Raw genomic sequence first — 25,226 nt, forward strand, 5'->3', positions numbered from 1 at the left:
CAGGTTCGAAGTCGCTCATATTTCCAGTATGCGCTACCGCGCGGCGGGCAGGCGGGGCCAGCAGTCGGTGCGGGTTGTCGGGTCGAAGCCGTCGCCCGCCGATTGGGTGGCGTGTTCCCGGTTAAGGATTCCGGCCGATAGGAAGAACAACCCGAGACCATACATCGCCATGATCCAGACACCAGGGCCTGCCGGTTGCCACTTGTTCGCCTCGCCCATCGCAATCAGGCCGTCGGAAAACAAGAACAATGCGCCGCCAAGGCCAGCGCGATTGTCGAGGGCGAGCGAGGTCGCCGCCGTCGTGACGAGCAGCAACGCATACACCGGCACGAGCGGTTTGATATCGGCCGGCAATCCGTCCCACAGATAGCCAATGAGCGCGGCGGCGACTACGAGATAAGCCACCGCGATTGGCCACTTGCGTCGAAGTTGTTCGAGCGCGCCGCGCTGGATGAAGAAGTAGATGAAGCAACCATGGCCGATCGCGAATGCTGCCATGCCGGCGGTGAACAGGTTGTCCCAGATCAGGAACAGGTCGCCGAGCGTGCAGAACGCGAGTGCGACGATGATCAGTTTTGGGCCGTTCTGGGTCCAGACCCAGACGATGAGCATCGGGATGATCATCACCTTGGTGATGCCGACCCACGGCGAAACGTCCGCGCCGTTGAGAATTAAGTGGATGGCAAGGATCGCGGCGAATGCGATGATCCATGGGCTACGGGCAGCAGTCATGAGGTCAGACTATTGCGCCGGAGGGGTCTACGTCCCGTGGTGCAGCAATTCAGTCGTCGATTGAGTCGCCGATTCGGGTCAACGCTTCGCGATCGAGGCGCGCCGCTGTTGCTGGATCGGGTGCGGTGCCACCCTTGCTGGCCGGCAGCCACCAGCGGTCGGCCGCATTGCTTGGCTGTTGTGGATAGCTGTCGATCGCTTCATCGAGGAGCGCTTCCATTGCGGTATGAAGACGAGCTGACAGCGCGTCGATCGATTCACCGGGGGTTGGTACGAGCGGCTTGCCGAACAGGATCGAGACCGGGCGGTGGCGGCGCAGGCTGCGGTGGCTGTCGACTGTGTAGATCCGATGCCCGCCCCAAACGATCGCGGGAATGACCGGAATCTGCCGCGCGGCAGCCATGCCGGCGGCGCCACGCTTAAACGGCTTGAGCAGCCACGACCGGCTGATTGTTGCTTCGGGAAAGACGCCGACGATCTCGCCGGCGTCGATCAGCCGCAATGACTGCCGGTAGGCGATCGCGCCGGACCTGCGATCCACCGGTATGTGCTTCATTGCGCGCATCAATCGGCCGATGATCGCAAGCTCGAAGATGCCACGCTTGGCCATGAACCGAACATTGCGGCCACGCGTCCGAGCAACGCGACCGACGAAAGTGAAATCGAGGAAGCCAATGTGATTACTGGCGATCACCACAGCTCCGGAGGTCGGTACATATTCGGCGCCACGAATGTCAAAATCGATCGCGAGCGACCAGTGGAAGATCGCCAATAGCCGACCGACAACCCGATAGGTCCGGTCGGTCACACCGGCGACCAGTGTGCATCGCGGCCGGCCCGGCCGAGCAGCTTGTCTTGTGCGGATGCGTCGGCAGCGACGGGCAGCGCGGGAGCACTCGCGCCGTAGTCGTAGAACATTTGACCCATCGAGTCGAGGAAGGCGTTGGCATCAACAGTGCGCTCGATTAACAGCCCTACTAGGGTGACGAAGTCGGCAGCAAGGCGACGATAATGTTCGGCGAGGATCATCATGCAAGGGTAATCGACAAGACAGACGGAATCGGTCGGTGGCAGACTCGGGGCATGAGCGCTGAGGATATTCCGACGGTAGAGGTCGCCGATGGCACGATCCGGCTGGGCCAATTTCTGAAACTGGCCAACTTGGCCGAATCGGGTGCGCAGGCACGGGAACTCATTCAGGGCGGCGATGTCCTTGTCGACGGCGCAGTCTGTACGCAGCGCGGCCGACAACTCGTTGCGGGCACGTTGGTCGGAGTGCAACATCCAGGCGAGACGCTGAGCGCCAAAGTCGGATGATGCGGTCTGTGTCCTGATCGTCGTCACGCATAGATGTGGCCGGGCATAATGCCCGGCCACATCTATGCGCATGCTTGTCGGTGCGGTCGGACTGGTTCTGCGAGGACGAGCTGGAGTGGTTCGTCAGCGTTCCCGCCGGGTCGATCGTTATCGGGCCGCTGGAGAATCCGAACGCATTTGAGGATGAATCCTTCGTCGAGTCGGTGTTCGACTCACTCTGTCCGGTGAAGCTGTTGCTGCTGTCGGCAGAGGCGCCAGCAGCACCGGCGAAAATGAGCCCGCCAGCGATTGCAGCGGTGCCGAGTGAACGAATTATCACGTTGGACATATGTGACCTTTCCATTGCTGTGCTTGGTCGCCGGTCCACGGGTTTTGGTTCGAACCCGAGGTCGCTGGCCAGCCGCTGCTTCGTACCTCTGGCGTTAACGAGTCGCAAGCGGCCGGCAATCCGACGGACAGTGATTGGTTTAAAGCACAGAACTTTTCTGAGAATCCGGTGTGACCTGAAGATCGGCCCCGCTGACCTGCGCGTATGTGTATCGTGCGTCAACAGGTGGAGAGCAAATTGGTACGTTTTTGACGCTCGGCCCGCACTAAATTCCTATTTGGATGGATGCCCCTAGAGCACAAAGCCGTCGTACGCTGTTGGTCGACAAGAGAACAAGAAGGTTGGGACCCGATGGCTGTCAGATTCGAACCGCTGGACCAGTCGAATGCGCCGTCGGCCGCCCAAGACGACGATTCGGTTCCACGCTCGACGGTATCTGCGTGACCTGATGCAGGAATTCGCAGATTTTCTTGGCAAACAGTCTCCGTATGACGCGCTGAGCGGCGATGACCTAGAGCGGGTCGCGGCGCGTGTGGAGACTGAATATTTCGCCAAGGGAACCGTGATCGTTGCGCCGGATAGTCCAAGGCTGGAGAGTCTCAGAGTAATCCGCAAGGGCAGCGTCCAAATCGTCGATCGCGGCAGAGTCGTCGACGAGTTGTCGGAAGGAGACACGTTCGGTCATGTCTCTCTTCTGTCGGGGCTTGCGCCGGCACTTTCCGTCGTGGCTGTCGAGGACACGCTGTGCTACCGGATACCCGATCCACGCACATTTTTGGACGCTGCCGAACGATTGGCATTCGCCCATTTCGGAACAATGGTCGATCATCCGAGAACGACATCTGCCAGACATGACTTTGCGTCCAGAAGCGTCACAGACTTCCTGCGGCCAGTGCTGGAGTGTGCCGGGGACACGCGGGTTCGGGAGGCAGCACGTCGGATGAGTGATGCGGGACTTTCCTACATCCTTGTCCGGTCAGCTAACGGACTCGGAATCGTGACCGACAGTGACTGCAGGTCGAAGGTAGCGACGGGTCAAATCCCGGTCGACGCTCCGGTATCAATAATCGCGACCACGCCCGCACGTGCTGTGAGCGACTCCTTATCCGCCGGAAGCGCCTTTCTCGAGATGGTTCAGGGCGGCGTGCATCATCTGATTGTCGTGGCTGGTTCGGGCGAACCCGTTGGCGTCGTCCGTGCCGTGGATCTCTCGTCATCAGCCATCAGGGATCCGCTGATGATCCGTGCCGCCATCAATGATGCTCACACGATGGCCGACTTGGCCAAGGCCTCTAATCTGCTAGGGCTGACGCTGGCCGAGCTCTACAAGGCCGAGACTCCGGCCATCCGTATCGGTGCCCTGCATAGTGCGATCGTAGATGCTGTCATCGAGCGGGTCGTCGCGTTGAGCCCCAGTTTCGCTGTCATCGGGGAGGACGTGTCCACGTCTTGGTTGGTCCTCGGTTCGCTGGCCAGGCGCGAGCCGCTCCCGCTCTCGGACACCGATACCGGCTTGGTCTGGAGATCGCTGTCTTCCGATGTCGGGCCCGACCCAGAGCGACTCCAGGCGATCGCCGAGGGTGTCATCAAAGGTCTCGAGCGCTGCGGCTTGCGTCGATGCCCTGACGGGGCCAATGCCACCAACCCGCTCTTCAATCGATCGCTCGATGCCTGGCTCAGCGCGGCGCGAATGTGGCGCAGCGAGCCGGATGGTCCGGGCGCGCTCTTGCTGAGCTCGGTCATCGCGGACAGCCGACCGGTCACCGGACTTGGGTTGGGCAAACAATTGGCCGATGAACTGTCGAACGAGGCGTGCAGCAAGCGTTTCCTGCGGGAGATGATGCGGTTGACGCTCGCGCATCGACCACCGACAGGATTCGTACGGGAGTTCGTGGTGGAGGCAAGCGGTGAACACCGTGGCGAGCTCGACCTAAAACGCGGCGGACTTCTGCCGGTCGTTGCGATCGGTCGTTGGGTGGGTTTGACCACGGGCGACACGTCGGGCTCAACGTTGGACCGTATCCGCCGGGGAAGTGCGTCGGGCCTGTTGACCTCCGACGAGGGCGAAGTCCTCGGACGAGCTTTTGAAGATATGTACGAATTGTTGTTCGAGCGTGAACTTGATTCGATGCAAACTGCGTCCCCGGTGTCGACCTACATTGCTCCGGCAGATCTGGACACGCTCGCTCGACGGCATCTCCGTGAATCGTTCCGAGCGATTGCTCGCGTCCAGTCGAGATTGGAGAGCGAATGGGTATCGCGGCTAAAATGACGCGCGGCTGGTCGCGGACGGTTGCATGGGAGGAGCCGGTCGACCTTCCGTGGAAGCATGCAACATTTTGCGTTATCGATCTCGAAACGACCGGTCTTGACCTGCGTAGGGACGAGATCATCTCGGTGGGAGCCGTCAAGGTCCATGAGGGCCGCATTGCTGCCAAAACTTTGTATCTGCTGGCACGCCCTTCATGCGAAATCTCCGCGGACTCCATAACGGTCCATTCGATCCTGCCCAGCGAGGTCGAGGACTGTCCGCCGATTGACGACGTTCTTGAAGACGTCCGGCGTTTTGCCAACGGCGCCGTTTTGGTCGCCCACTCTGCATGGTTCGAGCGGGCGTTCCTCAATCGTGCGCTGAGGCCGAGGGGCGAGCGATTGCCTTCCATCATGATCGACACGGCCGGGCTCGCGAAGCATCTGGGCCTGGCGTCAGGCGGAGATCGCGAGCCATCGCTGGAGCACCTTGCGCGTTGTCTCGATTTACCGGCAGTTTCGCCGCATCATGCCCTCGGCGACGCCATGACGACGGCGATGACAATGCTGGCGATGATTGCCAAACTCGAAGAACGTGGAGAGGACGTCTCTGTCCGTGGGCTTGCGCGGCTCAGCCGCTGATTTAATTCCGGTCGGCCGCGCTGTTGATGCGACTGCGGTTGCTGGAGGCTTCGTGTTCGGTGCGCCGGAAGGTCAACATCCACCATGGTCCTCGACATCGAGGACCTGCGACACTTCTCAGGTGGCTGAGAGAAGCGAGAGCATGAGGACATGACCGAAGAACAGGCCTACGACGTCGTGACCAAGTACCCCGACTTCGAGTTGCGGTGGTATCCAGAGCATGTGGTTGCCGAAACACGTGTGAGGGGATCGTTCGAGCGCGTCGGAAATGAATCGTTTAGACGCTTGTTCGGTTATATCGGTGGCCGCAATGCTCGGTCGCAAAAGGTCGACATGACTGCCCCTGTGATTCAGGAGGCCGAGGATGAGAAGTCTGGAAGCTACGTCGTCAGTTTCGTGATGCCCAGCGGCTTTGACCTGCAGGATTCTCCAAAGCCGACGGACCGTGACGTCCATCTGCGCATCATTCCGCCTCAGACAGCGGCCGCACTGAGGTTCTCCGGACGCTGGTCACGCGGACGCTACGAGGAACACACCCGCCGGCTCCTGATTGCCCTGGAGGCAGCGGGCCTCGAGGTCAACGGTCCGGTGCGGTTTGCGCGCTTTGACCCGCCGTGGACCCTTTGGTTCCGGCGGCGAAATGAAGTTGTTGCGCCAATTTTGCTCCCAGCCGAGTGATCCGTGCATCTCGTCGACGAAATCACAACGTCGGAAGATCCACTCCTCGTAGGCCGTAGCCGCACTTACCCAATCTCGCCCGCCCGTCGTCATCACGACGACCTGTGATCGACCTGCCAGCCTGAAGCCGTTGTCGTTAGCTGGCGAGGGAGCCGGCGAAGATCTGCCATGCGAGAGCGCTCTTCGCGACCAAACTCAGGACGAGGTAGCTTTTTTCACCGAAGGCGTAGCTCTTCCACGGCCCGATCTGCCGATACTGCAGCCACTGGTTGAGGGCAAAGCTCATGAAAAGCACGAAGAGCGAGACGAAGATGCCGATGACAAAACCGGGGATTGATGAGCCAGCCCCAGCGAAGTTGATGCTGATCACCACCCAGGGTGCCGCGCCGGCGATGGTGCCGAACCAGAACGGCATCATCGTGGTCGTAGTTCGACCCGGCGGGTTACTGACTTCTTGAATCCAGCCGAAGAGAATCATGGCGACATTGGCTCCAGCGATCACGACAACCGCGGAGATTCCGGTGATCCCGCTATAAAGGCCGATGAGTAGAACCATGATGGTCGCGCTGAAGGAGTACTCGATCCAACGGAACCTGTTAAAGCCAGCCTTCAGGTCCCGTTCGTAGCGGGCTCTGCACAAGGTGGCAGTGAGCAGGTGATCGATGGCAGCGAGTCCGAGGAATACCGCGATAGCGGCACCAATTCGCACATCGAACAGAGCGTCGGGCGCGGGCACGTCGCTGCCCGGCGGGCCTTGCGGGAATTGCGACGTCACGGTTATGGCGAAGCCACCAGCCAACAGCAGTATCGCGACGGCCTGCACTGTGTGCAGGACACCCAGGCCAACGTTCCAGCGGTGCAGATCGCGCAGACGCGTCGCCGTCACTCCGGAAGCCGTGGCTTGCCGCGGCGCAGGAACGTTCGCAGAAGTCATGATCATGATGATGATGAGATAGGGCGACCGGCAACAATCTGCGCCCATCGCCGGATAACTTGGTTTTATTCGGAGGCTGAGGCAAAGCGCGGCTTGCGGAGATGTGAGCAGCGAAGCGATCGAACTGATTTCACGCGTGGGGCGTCCGCGGCTGCGATTCGGCACACGGGATAGCAAGGATCCCCCAACATCGGGAACAGCGGGATCCCGCTGTTGACAGTCATACGCGGTAGAATGACGCAAACTGGCCGGCTCATGAAGGCTGCCTTATGGATCGTTCCTATTTCGTTCCAATGATGCCGCGCGCGACGCCCGGAACCCGAATCTTCTTATTCTTTTCGTAAGCGCCTACGCTGACGATGACATTGGCCCTGATCCGCTCGCGGGTCGACTTGTCGACCTGTTCAAGAGCAACAACTGCGGACGAGATGTGTTCACTGACAACGTCCCAGTACTGCTCGGCCGAATCCGTTGTCAGTACGACGTCGACCTCCCACTCCGCGATGTCGCGCAGTGCGGCGGCTTCGTACAAGGCACTGACATAGCCGGGCGCCGCGCATCGGTACATGCTCGGTCCGTCGGGGTCGGGAGATGCCAGCGACGTCTCGGCAGCGATTGCCTGCATGGGGACCGTTGTCCAGGGGTTTGCATCGGGCTTTATCCATACTGATGAGCAGATGCGCCCGCCTGGCTTGAGCACCCGCACGAACTCGGCAGTCGCTTTGGCTAGGTCGGGGAAGAACATGTACCCAAAACGGACTGAGATGCTGTCGAATGTGGCATCCGCGAACGGCAGATCATCAGCGCTGCAGACTTTCGTACTGATATTGGTGATGTCCTGCCGGTCGGCTCGGCGCTGTGCGACAGCCAGCATTTCCGGTGCCAGGTCGGTCAGCACCACGCAACCCGTGGGAGCGAGTCGGGCGATGCTCAGCCCCGGCTCGCCCGTGCCAGCGGCAATATCCAGATGGTGTTGACCGTCCACTATGTCGAGACGGTCGATGAGGGCTGCGCCCACCGGGCGTAGCTGATCACTGATGATGTCGTCCCATTTGTCCCACCCTGCAGAGCACTTTGCCCACGTCGCTCGTTGGACTTTTTGGATTTCTTCAACACTCGGCATCGGCCGTCCCGTCGTTGACACACACCCCAAAGTAGAAGACGCTCATTCGCGCGAAGCCAGTATGGCAGTTGCGGGCGGAACTCAGGCCGTATCGAACAAGGACGCTACCCAGAATCCCGAGCTCACGATCGAGTGAACTGACTACGGACTCGCCTAGCGGCATTCGCGGCAAAAAGACGCGGTTCGCTGGACGGTGGAGCGACACCACCTGGCTGCGCAGGTTTGGCGTTCATCTGTGCCGGAACCTATGGGTTTCAAGGCGTGACGGGTTGAGTAGAAGCTTGGTAGGCGCGCGAGCTTCGTCGGTTTGAGGCGGGATCCGCGGATCTACCTGCGCTCGTAGATGTCGCGTCTATGCCCGAGAGACACGACCACGACCAGCAGAACATCATCCTGAATCGTGTAGATGATGCGGTAATTGCCCACACGAACCCTTAGCCCTTGTCGACCTTGAAGTGACTTGGCTCCGGGCGGCCGCGGATCCTCACCGAGCAGAGCGATCGCACCACGTATGCGGTCGCGGTCTTGATGATCTATTCGCTTCAGCGCGCGGACAGCGGCAGGTCGCAGCTCGATCCGGTACGTCATACCCAGCCCAGGTCCGCCTTGACTTGTGCCCAAGGAATGTTCGAGCCTTCTTCGGCCATCGCCTCGTCGAACGCCGCGGCATCCTCGGCGTCCTCGAGTGCTTCCAGCATTCGCTCATACCGTTCGGGGCTGATCACTACTGCGGCACGTTGTCCGCGACGTTCGATGAATACCGCCTCGCCCTTGGCGCGAGCGATCACGCCTGAGAAGTTATTGCGGGCGTCCGCGACGCTGACGTTCGACATGGCCCAATTGTACATCGTGGACCGATCGATGTACATGGCAAGGCGAGGCCACGAACTGAATTCCCGCTTTCTATCCATGCGATGTCTCGTAACCTCAGTGTCTCGAAACAGATAGGTTTCAAGGCAGCCTGAAGCCGATTTGCGGTGCTCGATCTGTTCCAACGAGCCCGCGACAAATCACCGCTCGCGATGAGATACCTCGTATTCCTAGGGTTACGAGACACCGATGCAGCGTTCTCGAGCTCGCGGGTAACGCGCCCCGAATACAGCTCATCGGTTGCGGCGAACACTAGAAACCGCGATCGGTTTACGAGTGCACTGCGGCCGTATCAGGATCGGCTTCTGGAGAACGCCGGTGTCGGCGGGCCTCGGCTCTAGAAAAGCTGCGACTGCCTCACTCAAACCGCCGTCGCGGTGTCGTAGCCTCAACGCATGTATATCGATCAGCCACCGGTAGTGCGCGCCTGGGTCGACCCGGGCGATGGCTTCGATTCGACGGAATGGCCGGTAACGGTGCCGGCCGTGGCCCAACTGGTCAAGGACGGACTCGTCGTGCCGCCAGGGATCACCTTTCTAGTGGGCGAGAACGGGACCGGGAAGTCAACTCTGGTCGAGGGGTTGGCGGTCGCCTACGGACTCTCCCCGGAGGGTGGTACTGCTTTCGGGCGCCACTCGACCCGACCAACCGAGTCGCCATTGTCGAAGGTGCTGCGTCTGCAGCGCGGTATCGGGAGCGAGCGATACGGTTTCTTCCTTCGGGCCGAGACCATGCACGGCTGGTACACCTTCAGTGAAGACAGCGGCGGAACTTCGTTCCACGAGATGAGCCACGGTGAGTCGTTCCTGGCTGTCCTGCGCGCTAGGTGCGACTCGCCAGGCTTCTACTGCCTCGACGAGCCCGAGGCCGCGCTCTCCTTCACCGGCACCCTGGCTCTGATCAGAGTCCTTGCCGATCTAGCAGCCCACGGTGGACAAGTCGTGTGCGCCACTCACTCACCGCTTCTTGCCTCACTGCCGGGAGCAACGGTCCTTGAGGTTGGCGACTGGGGCTACCGCGAGACAGTGTGGGATGAGCTAGAAATCGTGTCCCATTGGCGCGCCTTCCTCGACACTCCGGACCGCTACCTGCGCCACGTGTTGGACTGACTGCGTTGACTCTGCAGGCCACACGAATCCCACCTGACTCCTTCGCCTGCGTGACAGGTTGAGCCGGGCGAAGGCCCCGAGAACGCCTCCCGATGGCGCATCGCGCCACGGCGCACGTGCCGGCGTCGCACTTCGTGCCCGAACCCCGACGCTCAGTTGGGCTGAGCGTCGATCTGACAGACTGCCGTCATGGTGCCCGAGTTGATCGTCGACGATCTCGCCGCGAGCATCGCCTTCTATACGCTGCTCGGCTTCTACGTCGTCTACGAGAGGCCAGCCGAGCGCTTCGCCTACCTCACCCTCGGCCACGGGATTGACCTCATGCTCGAGCAAGCCGCGGAGCATGACCGGCCCGATCCCGGCCCAGCACTGGACCGCCCGTACAGGCGCGGACTGAACCTGAGCATCGATGTCGAGGACGCCACCGCAATCCACGATGCAATGGTCGCCGCCGGGCACAGTATCGGCCATCCGATCCAGGAACGCTGGTTCGCGCGCACCGACGACGAGGTCGGCGTCCGCGAATTCACTGTGCCCGATCCGGACGGGTATGCGCTGCGCCCCACCCAACACATCGGCACCCGCCCAACCAGCGAACTGAGCACTCACGACGCCCCGTTCGGCGACACTCCGCAGTAACACCACCAGCCCTCACTCCGAACGCGGCACCGTCCCCCGGAGGAACCACAAACGACGACAGCACAGGTCAACCAGGACGCTGAACAACGAGCGTCCCGTTGGAGCCGTTCGGAGGGGCATTCCGGGACAGGGGTGTTATGCGGGATGTTGAACTGGGGCCGTTATATAGCGTCGCCAGAACATCGCAGATGGAAGCTATTTCCATTCCACCTGCTCCGCATGTGTCTCGTAACCTATGTGTCTCGAAACCCATAGGTTTCAAGGCAGCCTGAACTTGATTTGTGGTGCTCGACCCGCCTCGTCGAGCGGCGGCGGCTTTGAGCCCGCGGCTGGGGTTAGAAAGGTGAGCGATCTGGGGAAGCGGGTTCTGGGGGGCTCGCAACGGGTTCTAGGCTCGATCCCCTTGGCCATCTGGCGGGGGCTGTGTTGAGCGCCTCGGATAGTAGCGAGGGATCAATGCCGGATCTTCACTTTTGAGACCCTCCCCGTCCGTCTGAAGCCTGGTTTTTGTGCCGCCGGAGGCGGCGCTGTTGTTGTGCCAGCCAGGTGTGGCCGGCAAGGGCGTAGGGATCTGATTGGCCAGCCTTCGGCTGGGCTGTGTGTGTGCACCTTCGGTGTCCTTGCCTAACGGGCAGGCAGCGAAGCAGCCGCCCGGCCCAAGTCGGACACCGAGAAAGGCATCATCATGGCACGTAAGATCGGTAAGTCATCCGAGCAACGCAAGGCAGAAGCCGAAGCTCTCCACGCCCAACTGGCCGAGCAGGTCGAGGCGCTTGCCTCTTCCGAAGCGTGGCAAAAATTCCTCACGTTCGCGACCTCGTTTCACGCTTACAGCCTGAACAACGTTTTGTTGATCTTGGCTCAAAAGCCGGATGCGTCGCAGGTGGCGGGGTTCCGCCAGCGGCAGGCTAAAGGTCGGCAGGTCCGCAAGGGACAGAAGGGCATCAAGATCCTTGGATATTCGACCAAAAAGATTACCGATGAGGACGCCAACGGCGACGAAACCGAGCGCCTCATTTGCCGGTTCCCGATCCTGAGCCTGTTCGACATCAGCCAAACCGAACCGATCGAGGGAGCCGAGCAGGTAGATAATCGGGTCGAACTGTTGACCGGCGACGACCCCGACGGCATCACCGACGCTGTTACAGCGTGGCTGGCTGGCACCGGGTGGACGTTGACCCGCGAACCCATCGAGAGCGCGGCGAATGGTTACACCACCACAGACGGCACCCGATCCGTGGTCGTGTCCGATGGGTTGGAACCGGCAGCAGCCGCCAAAACGTCACTCCATGAACCGTTGACCGCACTACCGACCCGGAATCTGGTCCTTTTGGCCGGGTAGTGCGCATACGGCACGCCGGTGATGGGCGTCGTCTTCTGGTTCTGGCTGGACATGTGCTCAGGTCGTTCCGACGGCCCTATAAAGGAGTACATGCACGTGAATGATCAGGAACAGAGGATGACGAGAGAGGTGACGCGACTGGTTATCCCCTCAATCGGCCAGGTCGCTCAGATTGGGGAGTCTCCGGGGACAGTGCTACTGGATGCGTCGGGTTTACCTGTGCCGGAGGTGAGCGAATTCTTCCGCACGATGCTGGCCTCGGGCTCGAGCGTTAGCTCGTTGCGCTCTTATGCTTTGGCGTTGTTGCGGTGGTGGAGGTTCCTCGCCGCAATCGAAATCCCATGGCAGCGGGCGGGGCGCGTCGAGGCGCGGGACTTCGTGCTGTGGATGAGGCTGGTCGGCCCAGCTGGCAGATCGGCAGGGTATGCACCTGCGACGATCAACCACTCGTTGGCGGTGGTGAAGATGTTCTACGCCAACCGCATGTCCGCTGGTGAAGGCCCTGTGGTCAATCCGATCCCAGAGACATCACATCGCGGCGGACGGCGAGTACAAGCGAACCGCAATCCGATGCAGGCATTCGCGCCGGGGATTCGCGCGCCGCTGCGACAAAAACTGCCTGAACTGCTTCCGCGGAGTTTGCCTGACCATCTGTTCGACGCATTGTTCGCGGCGATGGGGTCGGATCGTGACCGAGCTTTGTTGGCGTTCTACGTCTCGACGGGAGCCCGTGCATCGGAGTTACTCAATGTCACGGTTGATCGGGTTGATCCGGGTGAGCAACGTATCGGTGTTCACCGCAAAGGTTCGGGCAGGTTGCAGTGGTTGCCAGCCTCAGCAGACGCTTTTGTGTGGCTGCGGCTCTACGAGCAGCATGTGGACCGGCCCGACGGTGAGAAGGCGCTGTGGTTGACCCGACGCCGGCCGACAAGGGCGTTGACGTATTCGGCGGCGCGGCGGATGCTGCAACGCGCGAACGGTGCGTTGGGCACCGAGTGGACGCTGCACGATCTGCGGCACACCGCCGCGCAACGGATGATTGACGATCCGTCCCTGTCGTTGTCGGACGTGCAGTGGGTTCTGGGGCATGCCCATCTGACGACAACGCAACTGTATTTGCGGCCTCGCGCTGAGGAGGTCGTCGCCCGAGTATTGGAGCATCACCGCACCCGCACCGAGAAGGCTCCTGTTCCGATAGTGCCACCAGGTGGGGCCGGCTACCGGCCTGAAGTGCTGGACGTGCTGCTGGGAGGTGGCAGCCATGGTTGATCATGTGGACGCGGTGGCATTTCTGCCCCGAGGAGCTCGCCCGTCGCGCAAACTGTCTGGCGAACATGACTTCTTCACCCCATCGTTGGCAACTCCGGCGATCGCGCGGCCCACGGTTTGGACAGCGTCGCAGCAAAGTGTGGAGGAAGTCCTCACCGCCGTCCAGGAACTGGAAGCCGGCGCTTCTTCCCGCAAGGAACTGGTGCGCCGTCTGCGAGGCGTCGAGATGATGCTGGGCTGGCTGCAAAGGTTCGAGGGTGAGTCATGGCAGCAGCGCTGGCTTGCATCGGGAGCCGACGCTGCGGGCAAGACTTGGCCTGATTTGATTAAGGTCGATGACTCACTAGCTGATCTGACGGCGAGTCGTGCGCAGGCCACCGGTGCTGTGGGCCGACTGATCCTGATTGACCTGATCCGTCCCAGCTACGACTGGCTATACAGTGCCCCGTCGAACAGGCTCTATGCTCGATTTGAGCACCTGCGTGACCCGGACGGTTTCGCGGCGATCGGTTCCCGCTGCCAGGCTGATCAGCGAATGGCGTCGACTGATCGACGTGCTGCGTTGATCCAGTTGTGTCGGATTCTGATGCACAACGGCGGGACCTTGGCCCAGATAACTTTGGACGACTGTGTCGAGGCCTATCGGGCACAAACCGGATATGCCTCTCGTCTGCATTCACGCTGGTACACGTTGCTGCGCGAAGAACGCATTCTCTCCCAGGACACTGCGCCGACGATCCATGCCGCCAGCCGTCGCGGGCAGCTCACTGTCGAGGAAATTGTCGATGGTTACAACATCACCTGCACGCCGGTGCGGGACCTGTTTGTGGATTATCTGCGTGAGCGTCAACCCGGGTTGGACTACTCCACGATCCGTCAGCTCGCCTCAAAACTGATCCTGCTGTTCTGGCGTGATCTTGAATTGCACGAGCCGGGTATTGAGTCGCTGCATTTGAGCTTCTCCGCGGCACGCGCCTGGAAGGAGCGCCTGGGGCAGGTCCGTTACGGCAACCACCTCCTCGGCCAGAAAAGGCAGGATCCATATGGGATCTTGATGGCGGTGCGCGCGTTCTACGCCGACTTGTCTCACTGGGCACTCGAAGACCCGGCCCGCTGGGCTAGATGGGCTGCGCCGTCCCCGGTGGACTCACGTGATTTGGCGGGAATGGCCAAGGCCGCCAAGCACCGTCAGTCTCGGATGCATCAGCGCACTCGAGAACTCGCACCGTTGCTGCCTCGGCTCGTGGACGCAGCCCGAACCCGACGGGACAGCACTGCGGTCGTACTCGCTGCAGCCGCCCAGGTTTTGCCCGGCGAAGAATTCACCGCCGCGGAACAGACCTTGCGCCGTGCAGTGCTGGCTTCCGATCCCGCACTGGGCGGCACCGGCCGTCCCGGCGTCATCTACGCCACTGACCCAAAAGCGTCGGTTACTGAAGGGAACGGGCATGTCCAGAAGCAGCTTCGGCGGAATCTGACGCTGGAAGCCGACAAAGCGTTCTGGGCCTGGGCGTGTGTCGAAGTGTTCCGTCACACCGGTGTGAGGATCGAGGAGATGCTGGAAATCACCCACCGTTCCTTCGTTTCCTACACTTTGCCGACGACCGGTGAGGTGATCCCGATGCTCCAGATCACCCCCTCCAAGACCGACAAGGAGCGGCTACTGGTCATCAGCCCCGAACTCGCGAGCGTTTTTGCCGAGATCATCAGCCGTGTCCGCAACGGACAGGAGCATATTCCGCTAATTGCCCGCTACGACCAGGCCGAACGCCTCCACAGTCCACCACTGCCGTTTCTCTTCCAACGGCGCTGGGGACTACAAGACGCTCCCATCACACACATGCGGGTCAAAGAGCTCCTCGGAGAACTGCTTGCCGCCGCGAAGATCACAAACACCGATGGCAGCTCCGCGCACTTCAGCCCACACGACTTCCGCCGGATCTTCGCCACTGAAGCCGTCGCCTCAGGCCTGCCGGTTCACATCACTGCGAAGATCTTGGGCCATGAGTCGCTGGCCACGACCCAGACCTACATCGCCGTCTACGACCAGGACGTCATCGACCACCACAGGGCATTCCTCGCCCGCCGCCGCACGACCAGGCCATCGGAGGAATACCGCGAACCCACCGACAGCGAATGGGACGAGTTTCTTGGCCATTTTGCAGCCCGCAAGATCGAGCTTGGCACCTGCGGACGCGCCTACGGCACCGGCTGCCAACACGAACACGCCTGCGTCCGCTGCCCCATGCTCCGCCCAGACCCCGCACAACAAACCCGGCTAGAAGAGATCATCGCCAATCTCGATGAACGCCTCACCGAGGCCCACGAGCACGGCTGGCTCGGCGACGTCGACGGCCTCAACACCAGCCTGACCGCAGCGAAGCAGAAACACGCCCAGATGCGCCGCACCGCCACCAACCTCGGCCTGCCCACCATGCCGCCCAGGCAGGCAAAGCGCACCTGAACACCATGACCACCATCAACCAGATCGCCGAACCGGCTTGGTGCAGAAAAGAAGCCGCCCACGTCATTTTGCATGCTGATGAGCCGATTACAGAGTATGTGCAGCATCGGGGGGTGAAGGAAACAGAAGCTGAATCGGTGGCCTACGTGGTGGCAGGAATGGCCGAACTAGACACTGCCGCCTATAGCGTCGGCTATGTGGCCGGCTGGACCCACGGTGATGTGACCGTGGTTCGAGCGGCCGCCGAAAACGTGATGCGGGCGGTGCATGTCCTGGCCCCGCTCGTCGAGGCGAGCGCTGGAGAGGCCAGCACTGCGGCCTGAATAGAGGGGGGCGGCCTTCGGGGCGCCAAACCCCCGGTAACGGAGACGCCAACGGCGACACAATCCGTTCCGGCCACCCAGGGCCGGCAGGGGGATGGGTGGCTGCCCAACGGACGGGTTGCCGACCAAGACCCTATTTGTGTACTACACAATTAAAGGGTTTGAGAGTACACTATTAGATGTGGCGATCACGTGGGCAGACAGTTCGGCAAAGCATGGGATTGCCCGTGAAGATGCGTTGCACGCGATCGAAAACGCCTACTACTTAGAACGGGAGTTCGATGAGCCACGGCCACCGTCCTAGGTGAGGCCGTGGTTGTTCATTGGTCCACCGCGACAGGTGGGAGGCCCGCTCCTTGAGGTCATGGCCGAAGTGACGCCACCGCGTGGCATGGTGATTTTTCATGTGATGGTCGCCAGGCGTAAACATCTGGACAGGATGGACAAGAAATGACCAAGGCGAAGGAGAAGACGATGGCTAAGACAGCAACCGATTACGACGCATTGTCGCACTGGGCTGAGAAGGATATGACGCTGACCGGCGGGTCGACCACGGCCAAGCGGGGCGACGCTGCGGCCGCTGCTGGCCGGGAGCTCTTGCGCCGTAGCGCCGGCCGTCCGTCGCTGGGTGCCAGTGGGGGCAAGGTATCGCCTCGTAGGCAGGTGCGGCTTCCCGAAGAGATCAGCCAAAGTATCGACGCGTTGGCCGCCCGTGACGGCCGCAAACCCTCAGAACTGATGCGTGAGGCAATCACGACCTACGTCCAAACCCGAGCAGTCTGAAGTTCTAGGGAGGGCGACGCCGCTCCCCCAGAACCTCGGTGCTGCATCGAGTGTGCGCCGAGCCTTGGTCCAGCACGATCTGGACGAAGCGGTCTGACGGAGGCAGCGGGCGGCGCTCATCGGCGCGCTGGCGGGAGTGAACCGTTTGTGCGTTCCTGAGTTCAGTAGCGGTTGCTGGTTTTCCACCGGTTGAGGTCGCTGAGGGTGTAGCGGGCGGTGCGGCCGATGAGTCCCCAGTCGGGTCTGTTGCTGGCGGGCTCGGAGCCGGGTGATGTCTGCGGTGCTGAGATGCAGCATGTCGGCTGCCTCGGTGGGGTAAGGACTTTGTTGATCGGACCCGGATGAACATAGTTCAGACGTGGCAGACTGCTGAAATGATCCGAGTTCGAAGCTTGGTAGTGCTCAGCCTTCTCGTTGCCTCCTGCGGGTCGAATGCTCCGGGCGTGCCAACCGAAGGCCAGGTCGCGATCTATGAGGCCACGGGTGAGGGCGGAAACTCAGCACTCCTGAAAGGGCGGCTCGAACTTGTCGCGGACTGTCTAACCATCGCAACGGAGGATGGGTTAGCAGGTACGGTCGTCCCGATCTTCGCCAACAAGTCTTCTGTCAAAATTTCACCAAGAGGGCTGCTCTTCAATGGTGAAACCTACCCGTTGGGCACCGAGGTGGCACTTGGTGGCGGGTTCACCCCCGACACCGTCGGGGATCGGGCCGGTGTAGACGGTGAGTACATTCCGGCTCGCTGTTCACCAAAGCTCAAGACGTACATCGTCTCGCAGAATGTCGAGACGCTCCGACCGGATTGAGCCCCGCCAGCACGCTGTCTCACACTCAACTAAGCCTGCTTGTGTTCACCTGGCCCGCCGCCTGAGCTCCTCTTCGGAACGCGATCGTAGAAGCCTGCAGTCTCCGATCTCATCTGCCGAGTCCGGTTAGAAATCCTCAAACGGAAGGTGTAGCGACCATTTGCGGCAGTTCGGTGTCTCGAAACCTATGTGTCTCGAAACAGATGGGTTTTGAGACACATAGGTTATGAGGCACCTGCACCGATTGTTTCGATCGACCTTGGCCCATATCGCCGTCGCGCTCAAACGCTCCGCTCCTAACCTGACCTGACCTGACAACCGTCAAGCCTGTGACACGCCAAGGTGTCAACCAAATCGGGCCAGTCCCTAGTTGTCAGGCAAACGTGAGAGTCAGCCAGGCCACGAAGCCGACTAGGATCACCGCTTCAAGCACATGGGCCAAGCCCCGCGGGAGATCGATAGCCATCGAGACAATCCACGCACCGAAGACACCAGTTGAAACAATCTGACTTGCGTCCCTTTCGATCACGGCGCCGATGACCAGAACGACGAGAGCGAGAGCAACCGCCGACCGGATTGCGATGTCGATCTGAGGGCGACTAGTGATCGCGGTGAACTCCATCTGTCCATGTTCTCAGCCGGATAGGCACCTTGGGGGCGGGTGGCAGCCGGCTGACGTCCGCGCCAGCGTTTGACTGCGGCGTTTCGGGCACGAGACGCCAACGGAGCACAAGTTCCCACCCACTACGAAATCAACGGCACCACACTCACCCAAGTCGTCGACCACCACGGCGGGAATTGGGCCTACGGAATCACCGCTGACCCAAGCTTCTGGTGGTGGACCGCGAATATCGCAAAATGCACGGCCGGCATCGTTTCGTCCGTCGGTCCGTTTGCAGTCGCCAAGATTGCTAAAATTAAATCTTTCATTTCCAAGAGCGCAAAGTTGAAGAAAGTCATCAGCGACGGTGGCGGGTTGTCGAAAGTCCTGCGCACGTTAGGGAACTTTGTGAAGAAACGGGGGCATGTGAGCGCAACGGATCGTAAGACCATCCAGAATCTCATGAAGTACGGTGGAATAGGATTGCTCGGCCTTGTCTCGGGCAGCTGTTGGAATATTGTGAAGGAAGTCTTCTAGATGCCAGCGCTGATCGTTCTATTGGCGGTGTTTACGGTCGTTGCAGCGGTGGCGTTCGGTTTCTTGTTCCAGGATGTTTGGGCGGGGTCGGACCACGAGCCGAGAAGTTACAACACGATTTGGTTTCGCCTCGGTCTGTTCGCGGTGATGATTGTCGCCGGTGTCTCGGCCGGGAAGTTGGACGATGGTGCCCATCCGCGGCTGTTCTCCTACTGGGTGTTGGTTTTCATTCCGCTGATGTTGGTCGCGACAGTGGTATTGATTAGGAGCCTGCTTCAAGGTCGGAGCGGTGCCGAATCGTGATGTAGCGATCAGCGTGTGAGGACAACACGTATCAAGTCAGGGCCGACCCGAAGGCCCACCCGTCCGGCAAGCCTTGACTGACCTGTTTGCGGTCGCACAACCACCGATCGACGAAGCCCCGCCTGCTCACACTTGATGCGTCGACACACAGTGCTTTGTCGACCGCATGCCATCGATGGAACGTGCTCCGATGCCCGATCGGGATACGGCCGGAGTGCACTCGTACGTCGATGGCGGTTTCTAGTGGTCGTCGCAACGGATGAAATGGATTCGGGTTGCCTTACCCACGAGCTCGAGGATGCTGCCTCTGTGTCTCTTAATCCCTAGGAATACGAGGCGTCGCATCGCGGCATTGATTTGCCGGGGGCTCGCTGGAACAGATCAGACACCGCAAATCGACTTCAGGCTGCCTTGAAACCTATCTGTTTCGAGACACATAGGTTACGAGACACATAGGTTACGAGACACATAGGTTACGAGACACCGAACTGTCGCAGTCGTCGCTTCAGCTGCCCGGTATGACGCCGGCTCGCGGAACCGTCACCGGTGGGGAAAGACCGAACATTCTGCTCCATATATCGTGGCTGTCGATGTGTGATCTTCGACGATGCCAGACTGACCGGCTTGAGCTAACGGCCATTGAGGTCAGTGATATCGACGCCGTCTATGGATTGGAGTCCGATCCTCGGTTATGGGCACATCTTCCATCCGGTGTGCACACCGACCGCGCGAAAACTTCTGAGTGGTTGGTTGAGCAGGTCGCAGCCTGGGAACGCGACGGGCTCGGGTACTGGATCGCATCTGAGCACGCCGGCGGCTTCGTCGGTGTCGGTGGTTGTTCGGTCAGGCCCGGCATCGGGTGGAACGTGTACTACCGCTTGTCGCCTCATGCACACGGACACGGCTACGCCAGCGAGCTGGTTGCTGCAGCGCGCGCCGGGGCTGCAGCGTTGCGGCCTGATCTGCCGGTTTACGCGTCCCTGCTCGAACACAACCGTGCTTCGAAAGCCGTGGCTGAGAAGTCAGGGCTGCATCTGGTGTGGCGTGGTGACGATGTGGGCAATCCGGATCGCGACGCCGTGCGGTTGATCTACTCCGATCATGACATCAACGTCGGCGTGCTGGAGCGGTTGACGCAGGGTGCCGGGCGTTCCCTCCCACAGAGCCATAGTGGTAAACTGATATAGGCACGCCAGGGCAGTATAAGTCGATTGCCGCGATCGTCTCGTATCCCGGATCGGCGATGACCTCGACTGCCAGGTTTGGCCATCCGATCAAGCTTCTCAACTGAGCCACGCTCACAGTCGCTGCTCTACGCAGCTCTTTGCTCGGAAGAAAGTGCACAGTTGTCCCGCTGGTCCCGTCGGCCTCAATCGGCGCCAGATCGGTCACAGGCACCCCATTCTCGTAGCGCTGCGCCCACGCTCCGTTGTGGCGTCGATTGGTATGGATGAGCCACTCGCTCAGCGCAGCGACGACGGACATCCCCCGGCGAGGATGACTATCGGGAAGAACTTGAGCGTCGGGGAAGTCAAAGAACCGGAGGTCTCTGGTCGCCATGACTGGTTTCTTGATCGACTGGCCGCGATTGTCGTGACGGGTGTCGGTTCCTCGACCGTTGTCCGTCACAGAAACCGAGCCGTCGGCATGCAGCCTGACGGTGCAGAGCCCTGATGGCGTACTTTCGGCTTCGTCAACCGGGTACGCAATGACCTCGAGGATCAAATGCAGGATGCCGCCTGGCGCGAACTCAGTCGGGCGGTTGCGGATATTGGCGAGGTGTTCGATGTCGACAGTGTTCGCCCAGTCATGCGTTGTGTTCTGCCAGGACCTCCCCGAATCGGTCACGCCGAAATTTTACCTGCGCCGTGCGGTAGTTGTCAAGTCAAATGAGACGTTCTGGCCTATTTAGTTGAGTTCATGCTCCTTCTGGTTCCGCTGTGTTTGGCGGGGTCGTTGATGGTGACTTGTTCGGGCAGTCGGGGTGCGGCGGGTCGTCGGTGGAACCGCTCGGGATGGGCGGCATGTGCCGTGTCGAGGACGCGTTGCCGGGCTGCGCGGATGTCGGCGGCGGTGCCGTAATGCACCGACGCGGGCGTGTGTAGTCCGATGCCGGAATGTCTGTGTTCATGGTTGTACCAGCTCGTGAACGCCGCCATCCAGGCTCGTGCTTGGCCGATGCTCGCGAACCGGTCGGGGTAGTCGGCCATGTACTTCATGGTCTTGAACTGCGACTCGCTGAAAGGATTGTCATTGCTGGTGTGTGGCCGGTTGTGTGATCGGCGGACATCGAGGTCGACCAGCAGCGATGCCAACGGTTTGGAGGTCATCGCGGCACCACCATCGGCGTGGAGATAGCCCGGTGTGGTGCCCTGCTCGGCGACGATGTCGACCACGAGGTCCGCGGCCAGATCACCGTCCTCCACGTGTTCGATCCGCCAGCCCAGCACATAACGGGAGAAGATATCGATGACCACGTAGGCGTGATACCAACTACCCTTGCCCGGCCCCCTCATTTTCGTAATATCCCATGACCACACGGCGTTCGTGCAGGTCGCGACCAGCTCCGGGATCGTCCGTGGTGGATGGGTGGCCTGACGGCGACGTTCCCCGCCCATGCTCGCTGCGGCCAGAATGCGATACATCGTGCGTGCCGAGCACCAGTAGCGGCCCTCGTCGAGCTCGCGTGCCCACACCTGGGTGACCGAGGAGTTCGCGTAGGCATCGCTGTTCAACAGCGCGAGGACCTCCTCGCGCTCGACGGCGCTCAGCTCGCCCGGATGCACCGGCCGGCGCCGGGGCCCATGGGCCCGCGCCTTGGGGTGGGCACCACGGTGATGGGTTGCCCGGGAACGACCGACCAACCGACACGCCTTCACCACACCCACCAGCGGCGTGAGGTCCTCGACGGACTCGGTCTGCCAGGTGGCGTACGTGGTCTTGGTCATCGCGCGTTCTTCGAGGACAGTGCTTCCAAGAACGCGACACCTTTTCCCAGTACCTCCAAGGCATCCTCACGGGACGCGATGACCTCATCCTTCAACTCAAGCTCGCCCTGGAGCCGCGTGTTCTCCCGCTCCAACTGCGCGATCTGGACCTGCTCGGGACTACGACCAGTGCCGGACGGGCGACCCCGCCGGACACCACCGTCGAGGGTGCCCGCTGCGATCGCGGCCCGCCACTCCTGAAGATGGGAATCGTAGAGCCGCTCGCGGCGCAGCACCGCACCCTTGGAACCCTGTGGTGCCACGTCATACTCAGCCACCACCCGCCGTTTGAACTCAGCCGTAAACGTACGCCGCTTCGGCCGGCCCGCACGCGGCCCAACCGGCACAGCCCGCTCGACAAGGCCCTCGTCGCCATCAACCACAGACCGGGCCTGCGATGAATCGATGTACTCCATAAATCCAGATCTCCTATTCCACCCCAGCCTAAATACCGGCCAGCTTCTGCGTCTCACACAAGTCTGTCGGAGAGGGGTGGCCCGAGATACCGGGCACGGTTGTCTCATCGCTGTGATGTTTTGTCGGTGGCTCGACGGCACCGATCGAGCACAGCAAAGCCAGCTTCTAGCTGCCTCGGAACCTATGGGTTTCGAGACACATGGGTTTCGAGACACCGAGATGCCGCGATTGTCGCGTCACGTGCCCGTTAGAGGATCGGTGAATTCGGGCGGCCGGCTGTCGTCGTGAACTGATTGATGAGGTAATCCCGTCGTCGTGCGGGATCTTCTGCTTGTTGACCAGCCTTAACAGGGATGCTGAGGTCAGGTTCGTGGCGATTTCATTTCGTCGGTGCTCGGCGAAACATGTTTGCTCGTGAGCCGCTGGGCTGACGGGCAGGAAAACGGGTGTTAGGCCGTATGTGCACGTTACCGGCGTTACGTTAGTCTGACGCTTACTCTTTCGAATCTGATCGAATTTGAGCGCCGGGGGGCAACGTGTTTACTAACCATGAGACTGCATCATCAAGACGATTTCATCGACGTTGGCTAGCGATGGTGATCGTGTCAACGACGGCAATGTTGACATTCGCAGGCCTGCCAGCAATGGCTCAGGAACCTGCCAACAATCCTGTCCATGGGTCTGTCACGCAAACCATTCAACAAGCAGTCGACGAGCAAGGTGTCGCGCCGTCTGTCGAGAACCCGGATCTGGTCATACCAGAAGACGCTTCCGAACCCCTCTCGCTCGCCTCCGATAATGAGGCAGAGCCAACTATCGATATGGAACTGCCAGTCGTCGGCGAGCCGACCATGGCCGGTGATTCAACCGTGTATGAAGGCAAACAGGCCGACACGTCGGTGGCTGTCCAACCGTTGGCCAACGGATTGCGAGCATTGATCCACATTGACAATGCACAAGCCGCAGAGACATTCGATTTCAGACTTTCTGGCGATGTCGCTGAACTTGAATTGAACGATGACGGCGGGTTCAGCGCCTACGCGGCCGATGGTGAACTCATAGCAATCGGCGATGCCCCGTGGGCACGAGACGCCAACGGATCAGAAGTTCGCACCCAATACGAAATCAACGGCACCACACTGACCCAGGTCGTCGACCACGACAATCCGAAAGTCACCTATCCCGTCGTCGCAGACCCCAGCGTCCACTGGTGGGGCGTCGAATGGCTCCTGTCGAAGTCCAGAACCAACAAGCTCATTCTCGCCATGAATAGTGGCGCTGGTACCGCTGGCGTGATCGCAGCGGTATGTGGCGGAACGATTGTAGGAGCGATTCCCTGTGGCGTGGGCTACGGTGTATTCGCCGGACTGACAGTTGTCGGTACTGGATTCATCGCCTACTGCAACCGCGGGAAAAAGGGCATCAAGCTCCGCTACAACTGGGTCGCCTTCAGCTGCGCGAAGCGCTGAACTGCTAGGGACAGGAGTCAAACGAATGGGAACTTTCCTGACCAGATGGGGTTGGCTGATCATCATCGTCGTTGCGGTGGTGGCCTTCTTCCTCATTGAGCCGACCGACAGCGCGATGCTGGCAAGCAGCGTGCTGTTGGCGTTGGGTCTTCTGGCCGCTGGTGTCGGCATTGCGCTCAAGCGCAGAGCCGGGAGGCGCGAACTCACCTGAACACTGCCACTCATCCACAACCACGGCACAATCCGACGGCCCCTCCTAGTTGAGTAGGTGGGGCCGTCGCCCTGTGCGAGACCCACCCCGCCACTGCGCTTGTCACCGTATGGCGAAAGCAACCCTGCCCATCGTCCCCGATCAACCAACCCCATACGACCGCAGCGCGCTCGTAAGTCGATGGCAGTTTCTAGTCGTCGTCGCAACCGGCGAAGTGTATTCGGGGCGCCTTACCCACGAGCTCGAGAACGCTGTCTCGGTGTCTCGTAACCCTAGAGATACGCGACTGTCTCCGTGATAGGCGAGGCTCACACCGCGAACTGCCGGTTTGTCAAGGGTCGACGATTCTCATAACTATGTGTCATAACCAAGTCGCCGAATTTCATCACTCACCGTTAGTTACGAGACACCTGAAACATGGTGCGAAGTCGATCGGGTGCACAGATCTGTCGGCTGACGATGACGCGGACGAGGCCGAATTGCGACCGCGCGGGCCGGCGGTCCCAACTCTCTTGCGCAAGTGCCCCAATTTGGCCGGTATGACGCTGTTCCGTGGCGACGTGTCCTTGAAGCGTGTAGGCATTTCGTTCGTGAAGGGTTCCGTCATGCTTCCCAGAATTGATCGCCGGGTAATGAACCTGGCGTTTCATCTTGGCGATAATCGCCGCAATTCAAAGAGAATACGACGGAAACCCTCGGGACATCTTGTGAGAGAGCTGTGAGAGGAGCGGCTAACGAGGCTTCCGCCCGTGTAGGCCGGCCGCGCTGTTGATGTAGGTCAGAACAAAAACGATGGGTGGGCCCTGTCGGGCTCGAACCGACGACCCACGGATTAAAAGTCCGTTGCTCTACCAACTGAGCTAAAGGCCCCAACATACCGACAATAATCCAAAGAGCTTTCGGGATTATTACCGCTGTCCAAGAGAAGAGTATTGCAGAAGGCCAATGGCCTAGTTGCAGGCACCTAGCGACAACCTTCGAGATGTTAATCGTCCGTTTTCTCGGGCGGTTGAAGAGCTGCGTTTGCGTGATTACGCAGCCATGCGCTGGATGGCAAGGTGCCCCATGATAGAACAGGGCAACGACACGGTC

Annotated in this window: 27 protein-coding genes and 1 tRNA gene; 17 read left to right on the plus strand and 11 right to left on the minus strand. The window is 60.6% G+C overall.

What is annotated here, in order from left to right; translation table 11 throughout:
* Positions 1–33: 33 nt before the first annotated feature.
* From AC2YB9_RS02705 to AC2YB9_RS02715, 3 genes are read right to left on the minus strand one after another with little or no spacing between them, the layout of a single operon-like run.
* Entirely contained in the window at positions 34–732 is a 699-nt protein-coding gene (locus AC2YB9_RS02705) for a lysoplasmalogenase (protein ID WP_487267218.1), read from the minus strand.
* Positions 733–781: 49 nt separating this feature from the next.
* A complete protein-coding gene (locus tag AC2YB9_RS02710; RefSeq protein WP_487267219.1) occupies positions 782–1,540 on the minus strand; it encodes a lysophospholipid acyltransferase family protein in 759 nt (252 codons plus the stop codon).
* On the minus strand, positions 1,537–1,761 hold the full coding sequence (locus AC2YB9_RS02715; protein ID WP_487267220.1) for a hypothetical protein: 225 nt from the start codon (positions 1,759–1,761) through the stop codon (positions 1,537–1,539). Before AC2YB9_RS02715 ends, AC2YB9_RS02710 begins: the two co-directional genes overlap by 4 nt.
* A gap of 54 nt (positions 1,762–1,815) precedes the next feature.
* Here AC2YB9_RS02715 and AC2YB9_RS02720 point away from each other — a divergent pair, with 54 nt between their 5' ends.
* From AC2YB9_RS02720 to AC2YB9_RS02735, 4 genes are all read left to right on the plus strand, one after another.
* Entirely contained in the window at positions 1,816–2,049 is a 234-nt protein-coding gene (locus AC2YB9_RS02720) for an RNA-binding S4 domain-containing protein (protein WP_487267221.1), read from the plus strand.
* Positions 2,050–2,762: 713 nt separating this feature from the next.
* Positions 2,763–4,649: a putative nucleotidyltransferase substrate binding domain-containing protein gene (locus AC2YB9_RS02725; protein ID WP_487267222.1), complete on the plus strand. Its 1,887-nt coding sequence runs from the start codon at positions 2,763–2,765 to the stop codon at positions 4,647–4,649.
* On the plus strand, positions 4,628–5,269 hold the full coding sequence (locus tag AC2YB9_RS02730; protein WP_487267223.1) for a 3'-5' exonuclease: 642 nt from the start codon (positions 4,628–4,630) through the stop codon (positions 5,267–5,269). Before AC2YB9_RS02725 ends, AC2YB9_RS02730 begins: the two co-directional genes overlap by 22 nt.
* A 150-nt stretch (positions 5,270–5,419) precedes the next feature.
* Positions 5,420–5,947 (plus strand): SOUL family heme-binding protein, encoded by a 528-nt coding sequence (locus AC2YB9_RS02735; RefSeq protein ID WP_487267224.1) that lies wholly within the window; start codon positions 5,420–5,422, stop codon positions 5,945–5,947.
* Positions 5,948–6,083: 136 nt separating this feature from the next.
* Here the strand turns inward: AC2YB9_RS02735 and heR are convergent, their stop codons facing one another.
* From heR to AC2YB9_RS02755, 4 genes are all read right to left on the minus strand, one after another.
* Complete coding sequence (gene heR / locus AC2YB9_RS02740; RefSeq protein WP_487267225.1) at positions 6,084–6,881, minus strand: heliorhodopsin HeR; 798 nt, start codon at positions 6,879–6,881, stop codon at positions 6,084–6,086.
* A 280-nt stretch (positions 6,882–7,161) separates the two neighbouring features.
* The gene (locus tag AC2YB9_RS02745; protein WP_487267226.1) at positions 7,162–8,025 is read right to left on the minus strand and encodes a class I SAM-dependent methyltransferase; all 864 of its coding nucleotides are present in this window, start codon (positions 8,023–8,025) and stop codon (positions 7,162–7,164) included.
* Between the two features lie 306 nt (positions 8,026–8,331).
* Positions 8,332–8,592: a type II toxin-antitoxin system RelE family toxin gene (locus AC2YB9_RS02750; protein WP_487267227.1), complete on the minus strand. Its 261-nt coding sequence runs from the start codon at positions 8,590–8,592 to the stop codon at positions 8,332–8,334.
* Positions 8,589–8,837, minus strand: coding sequence for a type II toxin-antitoxin system Phd/YefM family antitoxin (locus AC2YB9_RS02755; protein WP_487267228.1), 249 nt, complete (start codon positions 8,835–8,837; stop codon positions 8,589–8,591). The genes AC2YB9_RS02750 and AC2YB9_RS02755 overlap by 4 nt, the downstream gene beginning before the upstream one ends.
* A 432-nt stretch (positions 8,838–9,269) precedes the next feature.
* On the opposite strand from AC2YB9_RS02755, the gene AC2YB9_RS02760 reads away from it, so the two are divergent.
* From AC2YB9_RS02760 to AC2YB9_RS02795, 8 genes are all read left to right on the plus strand, one after another.
* Positions 9,270–9,983: an AAA family ATPase gene (locus tag AC2YB9_RS02760; protein WP_487267229.1), complete on the plus strand. Its 714-nt coding sequence runs from the start codon at positions 9,270–9,272 to the stop codon at positions 9,981–9,983.
* Between the two features lie 189 nt (positions 9,984–10,172).
* Positions 10,173–10,622 carry a bleomycin resistance protein gene (locus AC2YB9_RS02765; protein ID WP_487267230.1) on the plus strand — a complete coding sequence of 150 codons (450 nt, stop codon included), beginning with the start codon at positions 10,173–10,175 and terminating at the stop codon, positions 10,620–10,622.
* Positions 10,623–11,307: 685 nt separating this feature from the next.
* Positions 11,308–11,964 carry an ArdC family protein gene (locus AC2YB9_RS02770; RefSeq protein WP_487267231.1) on the plus strand — a complete coding sequence of 219 codons (657 nt, stop codon included), beginning with the start codon at positions 11,308–11,310 and terminating at the stop codon, positions 11,962–11,964.
* A gap of 117 nt (positions 11,965–12,081) precedes the next feature.
* Positions 12,082–13,233, plus strand: a complete 1,152-nt coding sequence (locus AC2YB9_RS02775; RefSeq protein WP_487267232.1) for a tyrosine-type recombinase/integrase — start codon at positions 12,082–12,084, stop codon at positions 13,231–13,233.
* The gene (locus AC2YB9_RS02780) at positions 13,226–15,697 is read left to right on the plus strand and encodes a tyrosine-type recombinase/integrase (protein WP_487267233.1); all 2,472 of its coding nucleotides are present in this window, start codon (positions 13,226–13,228) and stop codon (positions 15,695–15,697) included. Before AC2YB9_RS02775 ends, AC2YB9_RS02780 begins: the two co-directional genes overlap by 8 nt.
* A 5-nt stretch (positions 15,698–15,702) precedes the next feature.
* On the plus strand, positions 15,703–16,020 hold the full coding sequence (locus AC2YB9_RS02785; RefSeq protein WP_487267234.1) for a hypothetical protein: 318 nt from the start codon (positions 15,703–15,705) through the stop codon (positions 16,018–16,020).
* Between the two features lie 474 nt (positions 16,021–16,494).
* Positions 16,495–16,803 carry a ribbon-helix-helix protein, CopG family gene (locus AC2YB9_RS02790; RefSeq protein ID WP_487267235.1) on the plus strand — a complete coding sequence of 103 codons (309 nt, stop codon included), beginning with the start codon at positions 16,495–16,497 and terminating at the stop codon, positions 16,801–16,803.
* Between the two features lie 374 nt (positions 16,804–17,177).
* Entirely contained in the window at positions 17,178–17,609 is a 432-nt protein-coding gene (locus AC2YB9_RS02795) for a hypothetical protein (RefSeq protein ID WP_487267236.1), read from the plus strand.
* Positions 17,610–17,982: 373 nt separating this feature from the next.
* Here AC2YB9_RS02795 and AC2YB9_RS02800 read toward each other — a convergent pair whose 3' ends face one another.
* On the minus strand, positions 17,983–18,231 hold the full coding sequence (locus AC2YB9_RS02800) for a hypothetical protein (RefSeq protein ID WP_487267237.1): 249 nt from the start codon (positions 18,229–18,231) through the stop codon (positions 17,983–17,985).
* Between the two features lie 69 nt (positions 18,232–18,300).
* Here AC2YB9_RS02800 and AC2YB9_RS02805 point away from each other — a divergent pair, with 69 nt between their 5' ends.
* The 3 genes from AC2YB9_RS02805 (at position 18,301) to AC2YB9_RS02815 (ending at position 20,237) form a co-directional block, all read left to right on the plus strand.
* Positions 18,301–18,747 carry a hypothetical protein gene (locus tag AC2YB9_RS02805; protein ID WP_487267238.1) on the plus strand — a complete coding sequence of 149 codons (447 nt, stop codon included), beginning with the start codon at positions 18,301–18,303 and terminating at the stop codon, positions 18,745–18,747.
* Positions 18,748–19,050: a hypothetical protein gene (locus tag AC2YB9_RS02810; RefSeq protein ID WP_487267239.1), complete on the plus strand. Its 303-nt coding sequence runs from the start codon at positions 18,748–18,750 to the stop codon at positions 19,048–19,050.
* Positions 19,051–19,640: 590 nt separating this feature from the next.
* Positions 19,641–20,237: a GNAT family N-acetyltransferase gene (locus AC2YB9_RS02815; RefSeq protein WP_487267240.1), complete on the plus strand. Its 597-nt coding sequence runs from the start codon at positions 19,641–19,643 to the stop codon at positions 20,235–20,237.
* A 717-nt stretch (positions 20,238–20,954) separates the two neighbouring features.
* Here AC2YB9_RS02815 and AC2YB9_RS02820 read toward each other — a convergent pair.
* Together AC2YB9_RS02820 and AC2YB9_RS02825 are read right to left on the minus strand one after the other, a co-directional pair.
* Positions 20,955–21,998: a transposase gene (locus AC2YB9_RS02820; RefSeq protein ID WP_487267241.1), complete on the minus strand. Its 1,044-nt coding sequence runs from the start codon at positions 21,996–21,998 to the stop codon at positions 20,955–20,957.
* Positions 21,995–22,453: a transposase gene (locus AC2YB9_RS02825; protein ID WP_487267242.1), complete on the minus strand. Its 459-nt coding sequence runs from the start codon at positions 22,451–22,453 to the stop codon at positions 21,995–21,997. Before AC2YB9_RS02825 ends, AC2YB9_RS02820 begins: the two co-directional genes overlap by 4 nt.
* A gap of 822 nt (positions 22,454–23,275) precedes the next feature.
* Between AC2YB9_RS02825 and AC2YB9_RS02830 the strand changes: the two genes are divergently transcribed.
* Both AC2YB9_RS02830 and AC2YB9_RS02835 read left to right on the plus strand, forming a co-directional pair.
* A complete protein-coding gene (locus tag AC2YB9_RS02830; protein WP_487267243.1) occupies positions 23,276–23,923 on the plus strand; it encodes a hypothetical protein in 648 nt (215 codons plus the stop codon).
* 25 nt (positions 23,924–23,948) lie between these two features.
* Positions 23,949–24,134, plus strand: coding sequence for a hypothetical protein (locus AC2YB9_RS02835; RefSeq protein ID WP_487267244.1), 186 nt, complete (start codon positions 23,949–23,951; stop codon positions 24,132–24,134).
* Positions 24,135–24,931: 797 nt separating this feature from the next.
* Here AC2YB9_RS02835 and AC2YB9_RS02840 read toward each other — a convergent pair.
* A tRNA-Lys gene (locus AC2YB9_RS02840) sits at positions 24,932–25,004 on the minus strand.
* Positions 25,005–25,226 lie beyond the last annotated feature (222 nt).

The organism is Aeromicrobium changchenzhani, from assembly GCF_057586615.1.